At 62.0% G+C, this 13,158-nt stretch carries 8 protein-coding genes and 1 tRNA gene; 1 reads left to right on the forward strand and 8 read right to left on the reverse strand.

All coding sequences use genetic code 11. From position 1 onward, the window contains the following. Positions 1-128: 128 nt before the first annotated feature. Positions 129-1,217 (reverse strand): AI-2E family transporter, encoded by a 1,089-nt coding sequence (locus BJ917_RS02115; protein WP_096511391.1) that lies wholly within the window; start codon positions 1,215-1,217, stop codon positions 129-131. 174 nt (positions 1,218-1,391) lie between these two features. On the opposite strand from BJ917_RS02115, the gene BJ917_RS02120 reads away from it, so the two are divergent. After that, the gene (locus BJ917_RS02120) at positions 1,392-2,726 is read left to right on the forward strand and encodes an OprD family porin (protein ID WP_121101484.1); all 1,335 of its coding nucleotides are present in this window, start codon (positions 1,392-1,394) and stop codon (positions 2,724-2,726) included. 1,100 nt (positions 2,727-3,826) lie between these two features. Here BJ917_RS02120 and BJ917_RS02135 read toward each other — a convergent pair. The 7 genes from BJ917_RS02135 to fdnG form a co-directional block, all read right to left on the reverse strand. After that, positions 3,827-3,922: transfer RNA gene (locus BJ917_RS02135), tRNA-Sec, on the reverse strand. 6 nt (positions 3,923-3,928) lie between these two features. After that, positions 3,929-5,836, reverse strand: coding sequence for a selenocysteine-specific translation elongation factor (gene selB, locus BJ917_RS02140; RefSeq protein WP_121101494.1), 1,908 nt, complete (start codon positions 5,834-5,836; stop codon positions 3,929-3,931). Positions 5,837-5,860: 24 nt separating this feature from the next. Continuing rightward, entirely contained in the window at positions 5,861-7,276 is a 1,416-nt protein-coding gene (selA, locus tag BJ917_RS02145) for an L-seryl-tRNA(Sec) selenium transferase (protein WP_121101497.1), read from the reverse strand. A gap of 233 nt (positions 7,277-7,509) precedes the next feature. After that, positions 7,510-8,436, reverse strand: coding sequence for a formate dehydrogenase accessory protein FdhE (fdhE, locus tag BJ917_RS02150; protein ID WP_121101500.1), 927 nt, complete (start codon positions 8,434-8,436; stop codon positions 7,510-7,512). Between the two features lie 4 nt (positions 8,437-8,440). Beyond that, entirely contained in the window at positions 8,441-9,109 is a 669-nt protein-coding gene (locus BJ917_RS02155; protein ID WP_096511381.1) for a formate dehydrogenase subunit gamma, read from the reverse strand. After that, positions 9,106-10,053 carry a formate dehydrogenase subunit beta gene (gene fdxH / locus BJ917_RS02160; protein ID WP_096511379.1) on the reverse strand — a complete coding sequence of 316 codons (948 nt, stop codon included), beginning with the start codon at positions 10,051-10,053 and terminating at the stop codon, positions 9,106-9,108. The genes BJ917_RS02155 and fdxH overlap by 4 nt, the downstream gene beginning before the upstream one ends. After that, positions 10,054-13,119 (reverse strand): formate dehydrogenase-N subunit alpha, encoded by a 3,066-nt coding sequence (gene fdnG, locus BJ917_RS02165; RefSeq protein ID WP_147432534.1) that lies wholly within the window; start codon positions 13,117-13,119, stop codon positions 10,054-10,056. Positions 13,120-13,158: the final 39 nt, after the last annotated feature.

The following is a 13,158-nucleotide window of genomic DNA, read 5'->3' on the forward strand; positions in this document are numbered from 1 at the left end:
GGCGAAATACCGGCCGTTTGCCGTTGGCCCGCTACACCAGTTTGTCCTGTTGATTGCGGGTTTCCATCAGCATGAACTGGCGGCATCGGGATCGAAGTGAAAGGGCTGCGGATTGAACCGTTGCCGGACTACAGGCCTCCCTCCTCCGGCGGCCGGGCCAGCACCCACTGCCAGAACAGTTTGTAGCCGACTGCCAGCACTACCGGGCCGATGAACAAACCGATGACGCCGCTGGTGACCATGCCGCCCAGGGCACCGATCAGCACCACCGGCATCGGTACGTCGACCCCGCGTCCCAGCAGCAACGGCTTGAGGACGTTGTCCACCAGCCCGGCGACAAACACGTAGATGGCGAACACGATGGTCGCGGTGCTGGCGCCCTCGGTGGCGAACACATAGGCAATCACCGGTATCGTAATGAGGGTCACCGGCAACTGCATGATGCCCAGCAATAGCACTGCCAACGCCAACAGCCCGGCACCGGGAACGCCCTTGAAGACAAACCCGAGGCCCACCAGCAGCATTTGGATAAACGCGATACCGACCACGCCGAGCGCTACGGCGCGGATCGTGGAGGTGCAGAGTTCGGCGATTTTCGGCCCTTTCTCCGGACCGCTGACCCGCGAAGCGATCTGCACCGCCGCACGGCTGCCGGCTTCGCCATAGGCCATGAAAATCCCGGCGATGATCAGCGCGAAGATAAACGTCAGAAACCCCATGCCGACGCCGGCCATTGTACCCAGCAGGGTCAGGCTGACGCCCTTGATTTGCGGTATGTACTTTGCCGTCAGGCTGGGCAGATCGGTGGCGGCCTGCAACCAGATAGCCGACAACGGCTTGCCTATCAGCGGCCACCCGGCGACGGACTCGGAGGGTGGCGGAATATGGATGCCTTGGTTCTGGACACTGGCCATGGCGTTCTGGACCGAGTCGGCAATCGAGGTGCCCAACAGGTAAATCGGCACCATGAGAATCACGATGGACACCAGAATGATCAAGGTGGCAATGCGTCCTTCCTTCTGCCCCAGCGGTCCCGTGAGTTTTTCCTGCAACGGATAAAGGGTGATGGCCAGGATCACCGACCACAGCATCAGGTCGCGGAATGGACTGAAGATCTGAAAGCAGAACAGCACCAGAACCAAAATCAGCCCGGCGCGGATCAGGACATCGAGCAACCCGCGGGACATGGCCTTTTCTGAGAGCGGACTGGGCAACATGGATTCTCCTGGCAGTTCACTGCGAAGATTGGGGTCGGTTTGCCCAGCATAGACGCTCAACAGGCACTGCGTTTTTCTTGAAAAGAGCCAAAACCCAGCACACCGGCTCAATATTCGCGCTTCAATTCAAGTCACGATGCATGACGCCTGGCAAACACCGCCACAGGATGACCCATGACGCTTTTCTCACAGATTTGCACGCCACGCCTGACTGTGTGGCTATCGTTGTTATTCGCCAGTACGGGCGCAATGGCCGATGAGCCGGCGCAAAACGCACAAGGTTTTCTCGACGGGGCATCATTCGACGTGCTCAGCCGAAACTTTTACCTCAACAGTGACTATCGATCGCCTTCGCCCTCTGGCAAGAGCTATCGGCAGGAATGGGCGCAAGGTTTTATCGGCACCTTTCAGTCGGGATTCACGCCCGGCACGATTGGCTTCGGGCTCGATGCCCATGCCTTTTTGGGGCTGAAGCTGGATGGGGGCAAAGGCCATTCCGGCACGGGGCTGTTGCCGGTCGACAGTGACGGGCGCAGCGAGCCCAACTATTCCAGTGGCGGTGGTGCGCTGAAAATCAACGCGTCGCGAACCACGCTGGCCTACGGTGAGATGCTGGTGGAAACCCCGGTGTTCGACACCGCGGACAAACGCCTGCAACCGGAATATGCCACGGGTTTTCTGTTGAACAGCCGTGAAATCGAAGGCATGAACCTACAGGCCGGGCACTTTACGGCCTTCAAGAACCAGGACAGTTCGTCATCCAGGGGCGACTTTTTCGGATATGGGGCGAATACCGAAGCGGGCGGCATCTCGTTTCTGGGCGCCGATCTGTTCACGCAGAGCCCGCTGGGCGGCGCTCTATATGCCTCGGAGTTGACCGACACCTGGCACCAGTACTACGCCAATATGCATCTGAAGCAGGACCGCTGGTTCCTCGACGCCAACCTCTACCACACGCGGGATACCGGACAGGCGCTCGCGGGTGCCATCGACAACACCGCGTTCAGTCTGTCGGGCAAATACACCCTCGATGCACAGGCCTTTACCCTGGCCTGGCAGAAAATCAATGGCGATACGCCCTTCGATTTTGTCGGTGGCGACTCGATCTACCTGGCCAACTCGATCAAGTACGCCGACTTCAATGGCGCGGGCGAACACTCCTGGCAGGCTCGCTACGACCTCGATTTGGCTGCGTTTGGCATCCCCGGCCTGAAATTCATGACGCGTTATGCCAGGGGCAGCGGGATCGACGGCACCCATGCACCCCAGGGTGGCGCCTACAACCCGTTCGATCCGTCAACCGGCCAGTTCGTACCGCAACAAGGCGATGGCGGACGCCACTGGGAGCGTGACATCGACTTGCACTACATCGTGCAATCCGGGGCCGCCAAGGGCTTGTCTCTGCAACTGTCCCATGTGTCCCATCGGGCCAATGCCGCCCAGGCCGGCGATGACATCGACAGGGTCTACGTGGTCATCCAGTACCCATTGGCCTTCGGCCCTTTCTAACCGGAAAATGGCGAAAGGTGCCGAAGTGCAAGCGAGTACCTACACAAACTCCGGTAATACGCGGACTTGTGGGAGCGAGCCTGCTCGCGAAGGCAGTCTGGCATCCACCATTGATGTCGACTGACACGGCCCCTTCGCGAGCAGGCTCGCTCCCACAAGGATTGGGTGCATCCGCGAAAGTCAGATCGCCTCGTTTAACCAAGCCCTTGGTCATTGAAACTGGCGAAAGGTGCCGAAGTGCAAGCGAGTACCTACACAAACTCCGGTAATACGCGGACTTGTGGGAGCGAGCCTGCTCGCGAAGGCGGTCTGGCATCCACCATTGATGTCGACTGACACGGCCCCTTCGCGAGCAGGCTCGCTCCCACAGGGATTGGGTGCATCCGCGAAAGTCAGGTCGCCTCGTTTAACCAGGTCCTTGGTCATTGAAACTGGCGGAAGGTAGCCGGAGTCGAACAGGCCCGGGAACGGATGCCGTCCCCAACCGGGTTTGAAGCCCGGCCGCGCCACCGGGCGCGGTACCCGCTGGCCTTCGGCCCTTTCTAACCGCAAAATGGCGAAAGGTGCCGAAGTGCAAGCGAGTACCTGCACAAACTCCGGTAATACGCGGACTTGAGGGAGCGAGCCTGCTCGCGAAGGCGGTCTGGCATCCACCATTGATGTCGACTGACACGGCCCCTTCGCGAGCAGGCTCGCTCCCACAAGGATTGGGTGCATCCGCGAAAGTCAGGTCGCCTCGTTTAACCAGGTCCTTGGTCATTGAAACTGGCGGAAGGTAGCCGGAGTCGAACAGGCCCGGGAACGGATGCCGTCCCCAACCGGGTTTGAAGCCCGGCCGCGCCACCGGGCGCGGTACCCGCTGCCCTTCGGCCCTTTCTAACCGGAAAATGGCGAAAGGTGCCGAAGTGCAAACGAGTACCTACACAAACTCCGGTAATACGCGGACTTGTGGGAGCGAGCCTGCTCGCGAAGGCGGTCTGGCATCCACCATTGATGTCGACTGACACGGCCCCTTCGCGAGCCGGCTCGCTCCCACAAGGATTGGGTGCATCCGCGAAAGTCAGGTCGCCTCGTTTAACCAGGTCCTTAGTCATTGAAACTGGCGGAAGGTAGCCGGAGTCGAACCGGCCCGGGAACGGATGCCATCCCCAACCGGGTTTGAAGCCCGGCCGCGCCACCGGGCGCGATTACCTTCCTTGAAATCAGTGATCCGTTCGCCGGGCCAGTGCATTGTCCTGGCGGATATGGCGCTGGTCGCCGATTCGTCGCGTCAGGCCGAGCCGGTCGAAATATTCCAGAATCTGGATACTGCGCTTGCGTCCCAGGCCCACCGCATCGCGAAACGCCGCCACCTGAATCACCGGATTGGCGTCGGCCAGTTGCAACAGCATAGCCGCCAGACGATGGATCAGCGTGTCGGTGTAGAACAGGTCGCGCACCACCTGATGCATCAACCCCAACCGGGCCATTTTGCGCAATAGCGCGCGCACCCTGGCTTCGTCATGACCCAGTTCGCGCACCCACGGTGGATCGAACCCGGCCGCCTCGAACAACGGCTGCAACTGATGCCACAGGGTTTCATCATCCTCACTCAGGCGCACCTGATGATCGGGCATGTGCAGCCACGGGCCGTTGGCGGCAATGGCGCCGCTGGCCAACAATTCGTCGAGCAGGCTGATAAAGGTCGGGCGGTCGAGGGTCGTCCCTGTGAAACGGCGCAAACGATCACGGTCCGGGCCCATCTGATCCGGTTCCAATTCGTGAAAACGCGCTAGGTGTTGCAGCAACCCGGCTTTCAATGCGTGCCAGCGGGCAGCGTTGAAGAGTACCGGTCCCTGCCGTGTCTCGATCAACCGCACGTCCTCAGGCAATTCCCAGGTTGCCCGCGGACGGTTGAACTGGCGTTCCAGCCGCTGTGGATCGAGTCCTTTGTCGCTGTTGGCCAGCAACACCGGCAGTAGCGCTTCCAGACGAGCAGTACTGGCCAACACCTGAAGCTGTGCCAACCGTTCGGGGCTGCGGCGGTGACGGGTCGGCGCGAACGGGTCGAGTATCCGACCGCCACCGAGGGTGCGTTGCGCACTCTGGTCGCGCAGGATCAGCGGATCCCCCTTCACCGCCTGCACCGGCGCATTGAGCAGGATCTGCGCGAACATTCGCTCGCCCGGCGCCAGGCTGGCGCCTTCCAGCAACGCCACTCGCCCCGTCACGTCCTGAGTACCGATGTGCACATGCACCGGTTGAAAATGCTCGAAGGCACGAGGTTCGCCAGGCAACAGCTGAAAGTCGATGTCCAGGCGCTGGGTCGATGCGTACAGCCATTCGGTCGCCAGCCATTGACCACGATGGATCTGCTCCAGTGCCAGGCGTTCGGCGTGCAGGTTCAATGCGACGCGCTGCCCGGCCGTGGCGCATTCGGCGGCTTGATTCTGCGCATGCAGGCCCCTTACCCGTACCGGTTTGCCGAGGGGGCCGAGCAACAGCGTATCGCCCACCACCACCTGCCCGGACAGCGCAGTGCCGGTCACCACGATACCCGCGCCGGCCACACTGAACGCCCGGTCGATCCACAGGCGAAAACCACCGTCGAGGCTGCGTTGCTGCACTTCAGCCTGTGCCTCGAGCAAGGCCTGACGCAGCACGTCGATGCCCTTCCCGGTAACGCTCGACAATGCAATCAGTGGCGCATCGGCATAAGGACCGGGCGCCAACAAGCGATTGATCTGCTCGCGCACGGCTTGCACACGGGACGGCTCGACCCGATCGCATTTGCTGATGGCCACCAATGTTCGCGGGATGCCGAGCAGTTCGACGATGGCCAGGTGTTCCCGGGTCTGCGGCATCACGCCGTCATCGGCGGCCACCACCAGCAGCACCAGGTCAATGCCCTGCGCCCCGGCGAGCATGTTGTGGGTGAAGCGCTCGTGACCGGGCACGTCGATGAATCCGGTGAGCGCCGCTCCCGGCTCCAGCGCCGCATAGAGGTAGCCCAGGTCGATGGTCATGCCGCGTTCGCGCTCTTCCCGCCGCCGATCACCGGCCTGCCCGGTCAGGGCCTGAAGCAATGCGGTCTTGCCGTGATCGATGTGCCCCGCGGTGCCGACAATCACCCTGCCCGTCCCTCCTGTTTGCAATCAAGCGTGCAAATGATCCAGTTGCGCCAGCCACGCCGGCTCGTCGTCCAGTTGCCGCAAATCCAGCCACAAGGCGTCGTCGTCGATGCGTCCGAGCACCGGGATCGGCAAGCCGCGCAAGGATTCCTCCAACCCATGCAGGCAGCGTCCGCGCAGGCGTTTCGAACTGTGCGGGCGCAGACACAGCGCGGCACTCGGCAAGCGCGCCACCGGTTGGCTGCCACTGCCGATCATGCCCAGCGCCGGCACTGCGCTGACGCTCCAGGCAGCACCCAACACCTGCGCCAGTGAAGGTTGCAGGCGTTCAGCCTGGGCGAGGATGTCCGCCTGGGGGCGTGTCAGCAGGCGCAGGCTGGGCAGGCGTTCGGCCAATTGATCCGGGTTGCGGTACAGGCCCAACACCGCTTCGAGGGCGACCAGGGTCAACTTGTCGACCCGCAACGCGCGTTTCAACGGGTTCTTCTTGATCCGGGCAATCAGGTCTTTGCGCCCGACAATCAACCCGGCCTGGGGCCCGCCGAGTAACTTGTCGCCGCTGAAGGTGACGATGTCCGCGCCATCGAGCAAGGCCTGGCGCACCGTGGGCTCGGCGGGCAGTCCCCAGCGAGTCAGGTCCAGCAGGCTGCCGCTGCCAAGGTCTTCGAGCAGCGGCAAACCATGCTGGTGCGCCAGTTGCGCCAGCTCTGACGTCGGCACGCTGGTGGTGAACCCCTGAATGTTGTAATTGCTGGCGTGCACCCGCATCACCAGGCCACTGCGCGGACCGATGGCGGCTTCGTAATCCCGGGCATGGGTACGGTTAGTGGTGCCGACTTCGTGAAGCTTCACCCCGGCGCGGGCCATGATGTCGGGAATGCGGAACGCGCCGCCGATTTCGATCAGCTCGCCCCGGGAAATGATCCCCTCCTTGCGTGCCCCCAGGCTGTTGAGGGTCAGCAGCACCGCAGCCGCATTGTTGTTGACCACGGTCACCGCTTCGGCCCCGGTCAATTCTCGGATCAGCCCTTCAATGAGATCGTCGCGGTCGCCGCGCTTGCCGCTGTGCAGGTCGAATTCCAGATTCAACGGATAACGTGCAGCCATTTGCACAGCATCGATGGCCTCCTCCGGCAGCAAGGCACGACCCAGATTGGTGTGCAGCACGGTGCCGGTGAGGTTGAACACCCGGCGAACGTGACTGCGATGCTGGCTGGCCAGGCGCTCCCCGACTCGGCCCGCCAATACTTCGGGGCTTGTTTCGACGGCTTCGACCTGACACTGCCGCAGGTTTTCACGCACCTCATCGAGCAATTGCCGCAAGGCACCCAACAATGCCTCGCGCCCATAACGCTCGGCCAATGGGCTACACGCCGGGTGACGCAGCAGGCTGTCGATGGAAGGCAGGTGCAGGATTTGGCTGGCAAGGCTTGCGGGCATCAGGTGCTCCGGAATACCAGGGGGTTGGCCGTGTCTGTCCCGACCCCATCGCGAGCAGGCTCGCTCCCACATTTGAATGCATACCCCCTGTGGGAGCAATGCTTGCTCGCGATTGAAGTCCAGGCGATGCAATCATTCAGACAGTAGGCGTCATCGTTCACGACCATCGCGAGCAAGCATTGCTCCTACAGGTGATCGACGACATCCTTCGTGCCAGAGTGTAGACCCTGTGCTCACTCGTCTCCCGGTGCCAGCAACAGATTCGGAGCCAGCCGCTGGTAACCGTCCTGGGCCAGGCGCATGTCCAACATCAGGCTGGCAAGGTCCGCCGACAATGCTTCGGCACGGGCGTCGTTCTCCAGATAGAGCAGCTTCAGATAAGCATTGCAGCCCGGGCAGACCTCGGCCCGTAGAGGCGCCTGATTGGCGGCGTGGCGATCGTCTTCGAGGCTGAGGTACTCCAGGCCTTTGCTCCGCTCGCAGTACACGCATTTGACCCGCACCACGTGCCATTCGCAGGCACACAAGGAACAGACCAGATAGCGCAAACCGTTGTGCTTGCCACGATTGCGAATCACCCCGGCCATGGCCGGCGAACCGCAGGCCGGGCACTGGCTGAGGCTGTTGCCGGCGGTCAATTGCAGATTGGGTGTGCTCAGCAGCCAATGGCTCCAGGCGGTTTGCAGTGCCGCACCGAGGAACGGCACCAGGGCCGCCGGCACCAGTGAATACTGGCCACTGACCAGCGCCACCGCCCAGGCGCGGCGTTGTCCGGCACCGGCTTCACGCAGGGTGTCCAGTGCCTCGGCCACGGCGGGTTGGTCGGGGGCGGCATAGCGCTGCAACAAGGCATCGAGCCAGGCCTGCCAATCATCCTCGCGGCTCAGGCTGTCGGCGGCGAATGGCGGCAGCCCATGTTCCAGGCACAACTCGATGCGTTGTCGGTCGAGGGGCTCGCTTTGCGGCGGATCATCCAGCACCTGCTGCTGCGCCCGGCACACCCCGGCCAGCAGGCGCAGGTAATCGGCCAGCGGATGCCCTTCGGCCAGATGCTCAAGGCGCTCGGCGCGCAGACTGAACAGGTTGTGTGGCGGCAGGTGCAGAAACGGCGGCGAACCGGCCGCCGCTTCAATTTGTCCAGGTTCGAGGATGGTCGCCAAGTCGCTATCCCTTTTTGTTCAAAGGCATTTTGTTCAGCGGCGGGTCGGGACGCTCGTCCCGCGTCACTTCCCGATACCACAGTTCGTGGTGTTTCTTCGCCCATGCGCGGCTGACCCAGCCGTGCAGCATGGCGCTGACGGAACCCTTGATCCAGATGCCGGCGTAGATGTGCACGATGATGCTCAGGATCAGCACGAAACCCGCCAGGGCATGCAGCAGCATCGCCCAGCGAATGGCCGTGATGCCGAAATACGCACTGAAATACGCCCGCCAGATCACCAACCCGCTGAACAGCAACACCAGCATGCACAGCAGTAAAGTCCAGAACAGCAGTTTCTGCCCCGGGTTGTACTTGCCAATGGGTGGCACGCCCTCCTCTTCGTTGCGCATGACCCGGTCGATGCGTCGCAGCCACAATCGATCATTGGCGATGAAGGTGTTGGCGCGCCAGAAACGGAACACCAGACCAAGGAAAAACAGGAACATCAGCACGCCCATGAACGGGTGCAGGATGCGGGTCCAGGGGCCGCCGCCGAACAGGTTGCTCAGCCAGAACAAGGCCGGATGAAACAGTGCCAGCCCGGACAACCCGGCCATGAGAAACAGGATCGCCACCAGCCAGTGATTGGTGCGCTGGTTGGCGGTGTAGCGAAGGATCTGCTTGCGAATCATGGTCTGCCCCCTGTCTTCGGAGCCTGCTTCGGATCATAGGTGTGCACCGACGGATCGACTTCATGCACCGCCGGGTCCGGGCCGTGTGGAAGTTCATCCTCTTCGACCACCTGCGGACCGACACGCACGTAGTGGAAGAACCCGGCCAGCACCGCCGCGCCCATGGCCAGCAGCGCCAGGGGTTTGCTCACGCCTTTCCACAGGCTGACCAACGGGCTGATGACCGGATCGCTGGGCAACCCGGCGTACAGTTTCGGCGTGTCGGCGTGGTGCAACACATACATCACGTGGGTGCCGCCGACGCCTGCCGGGTCATACAGACCGGCGTTGTCAAAGCCGCGGCTCTTGAGGTCGACGATGCGCTCGGCGGCATGTTCCTTCATGTCTTCCTTGGAGCCGAACACGATGGCGCCGGTCGGGCAGGTTTTCACGCAGGCCGGCTCCAGCCCTACTGCCACCCGGTCCGAACACAGCGTGCACTTGTAGGCCTTGTGATCCTTCTGCGAGATGCGCGGAATGTTGAACGGGCAACCGGTGATGCAGTAACCGCAGCCGATGCAATGGTCCTGATTGAAATCGACAATGCCGTTGGCGTGCTTGATGATCGCCCCGGGGCTGGGGCATGCCGCCAGGCAACCGGGCTCGGCGCAGTGCATGCAACCGTCCTTGCGAATCAGCCATTCCAGGTTCCCGGCATCGGTTTCGTGCTCGGTGAAGCGCATCAGGGTCCAGGTTTCTGCGCTGAGGTCCTGGGGATTGTCGTAGGTGCCGAGGTTGTGACCGACATCGTCGCGCAGCTCGTTCCATTCCGAGCAGGCGACCTGGCAGGCCTTGCAGCCGATGCACTTGGTGGTGTCGATCAGCTTCGCCACTTCCTCCAGGTTGCGCACCGACGAAGGCACGGTGGTGGTGGCCGAGCGGGCAATGATGTCTTGGCTGGCCATTTAGATTTTCTCCACGTTGACCAGGAATGACTTGGATTCCGGGGTCTGGGTGTTGCCATCGCCGAGGAACGGCACCAGGGTGTTGGTCAGGTAACCGTGACGCGTCAGGCCGGTGAACCCCCAGTGCAGTGGAATCCCGATCTGGTGCACCACCTGATTGTTGACCTGCAACGGCCGGATCCGTTTGGTCACCACCGCCACCGCTTCGATGTGCCCGCGCTTGCTGCTGACGCGCACGCGGTCACCGGCGACGATGCCTTTCTCCTTGGCCAGCACCTCGCCGATTTCGACGAATTGCTCGGGCTGGGCAATTGCGTTGAGCCGGCAATGCTTGCTCCAGAAGTGGAAATGCTCGGTCAGTCGGTAGCTGGTAGCGGCGTACGGATAATCCTTGGCCACGCCGAGGGAATCCCACACCGAATCGAAGATCCGCGCCGCCGGGTTGCTGGTGGCTTTCTTGTTTTGCGGGTGCAGCGGGTTGATGCCGATCGGCGTTTCGAACGGTTCGTAATGCTCGGGGAACGGGCCTTCGTTCATCTTGTCGACGGCAAAGAACCGCGCCACGCCTTCGGGGTTCATGATGAACGGATTCATCCCCGCTTCCGGAGGCACGTCGGCCTTGTAGTCCGGCACATCGGTACCGCCCCAGGCTTTTCCGTTCCACCACACCAGGCGTTTTTTCTCGTCCCACGGCTTGCCTTGCGGGTCGGCGGAGGCTCGGTTGTAGAGAATCCGTCGGTTGGCCGGCCAAGCCCAGGCCCAGCCCTGATGCTGGTGCATGCCGAACGGATCATTGTTATCGCGCCGGGCCATCTGGTTGCCCGCTTCGGTCCAACTGCCGCAGAAAATCCAGCAACCGGAGGCCGTGCTGCCGTCATCCTTGAGCTGGCTGAACGCGGCCAGTTGCGCATTGGCCTTGATCGCCGCGCCGGTGGCGTCGGTGAAGTCGGCGGCGGCACTGCCGTTGATTTCCTTGGCCAGTTCCTCCGGCGAAGGCTCGTCGGGAACCTTGTACGGCCAGGTCAATTTAAGGATGGGATCTGGATAAGCACCACCATTGGCCTGGTAACGCTGACGCAGACGCAGGAACAGTTCGGCCATGATCCGTATGTCGGTCCGTGCCTGGCCGGGGCCATCAGCGCCTTTCCAGTGCCACTGCAGCCAACGGCTGCTGTTGACCAGCGAACCGTCTTCTTCGGCGAAACACGTGGTGGGCAGGCGGATCACTTCGGTCTGGATATCGGCGCTTTTCACATCGTTGTACGGCCCGACGTTTTTCCAGAATTCCGAGGTCTCGGTGGACAACGGGTCCATCACCACCAGCCATTTGAGCTTGGCCAACGCCGCCATCACCCGGTTCTTGTCCGGCAGCGCGGCAATCGGGTTGAAGCCCTGGCACATGTAGCCGTTGACCTTGCCCTGGCCCATCAGGTCGAAGACCTTGAGGATGTCGTAGTTGGGAATGTCCAGTTTCGGCAGGTACTCGTAAGCCCAGTTGTTCTCGGCCGTGGCGTTGGCGCCATACCAGGATTTCATCAGGCTGACGTGGAACTTGCTGTAGTTCTGCCAATAGGACAATTGCCCCGGACGCAATGGTTTTTGCGTGCGTTTGACGATGTAGGCGTTGTAATCCTGCTCGGCGTCGAGGGGCAACGTGAGGTAACCCGGCAGCGAGTTGGACAACAGGCCCAGGTCGGTCAGGCCCTGGATATTGGAGTGCCCGCGCAAGGCATTCACGCCGCCACCCGGCATGCCGACGTTACCCAGCAGCAATTGCACCATCGCCGCGCTACGGATGATCTGCGAGCCGATCGAATGCTGGGTCCAGCCCAGGGCATAGAGAATCGTCATGGTCTTGCCCGGTGTCGAGCAGGTGGCGATTTCTTCCCAGATTTTTTGCATGGCATCGACCGGCATGCCGCAAATCTGGCTCGCCAGTTCGAGGCTGTAGCGGCTGTAATGCTGCTTCATCAACTGATAGACGCAGTGCGGGTCCTGCAGGGTCGGATCGGTCTTGACGAAACCGTCCTCACCGAGTTCATAGCCCCAGCCGGATTTGTCGGTGTAGAGGCGTTTGGCTGCGTCATACCCGCTGAAAATACCATCCTCGAAGCCATAACCGGCCTTGACGATGAACGACACGTCGGTGTAATTGCGCACGTACTCGTGCTGGATCTTGTCCTCGGTCAGCAGGTAGTTGATCAGACCGCCCATGAACGCGATGTCGGTACCGGTACGAATCGGCGCGTAATAGTCGGCCACCGAGGCGGTTCGGGTAAAACGCGGATCGACCACGATCAGCCGCGCCTTGTTGTGCGCCTTGGCTTCGGTCACCCACTTGAAGCCGCAGGGGTGCGCTTCTGCTGCGTTGCCGCCCATCACCAGGACCAGGTTCGCGTTGGCGATATCGGTCCAGGTATTGGTCATGGCACCACGGCCGTACGTCGGGGCAAGACTTGCCACCGTCGGGCCGTGTCAGACACGCGCCTGGTTATCGAACCCCAGCATGCCGAGACTGCGAACCACCTTGTGGGTGATGTAACCCGCTTCGTTGGACGCCGCCGAGGCCGCGAGGAAACCGGTGGTCAGCCAGCGGTTCACTGTCTGGCCCTGGGCATTCTTCTCGATGAAGTTGGCGTCGCGGTCAGCCTTCATCAGGTCGGCGATGCGATCCAGCGCTTCATCCCAGCCGATACGCGTCCATTCACTGCTGCCGGGTTTGCGCACTTGCGGGTATTGCAGGCGCCCGGGGCTGTGAATGAAGTCCAGCAGGCCGGCGCCTTTAGGGCACAGGGTGCCGCGGTTGACCGGGTGGTCGGCGTCACCTTCGATGTGGATGATGCTTTGCGCGACATTCTTCGCCGCATCGCCCTGGCTGTACATGATCACCCCACAACCGACCGAGCAATACGGGCAGGTGTTGCGGGTTTCATGGGTATGGGCGAGCTTGAAGTGACGCACCTGTTCGGCAAAGGCAGGCGTCGGGGCCATGCCCAACGCGCCCAGGCTAGAGCCTGCAAGGCCGATACCGGCGACCTTGAAGAACTGACGACGGCTGAGGTCCATCGTGCACTCCTGATCAGGTGGAGATCCGGTGCTTTGCCG

This window comes from Pseudomonas sp. WPR_5_2, assembly GCF_003634475.1.
Classification (GTDB): Bacteria; Pseudomonadota; Gammaproteobacteria; order Pseudomonadales; family Pseudomonadaceae; genus Aquipseudomonas; species Aquipseudomonas izuensis.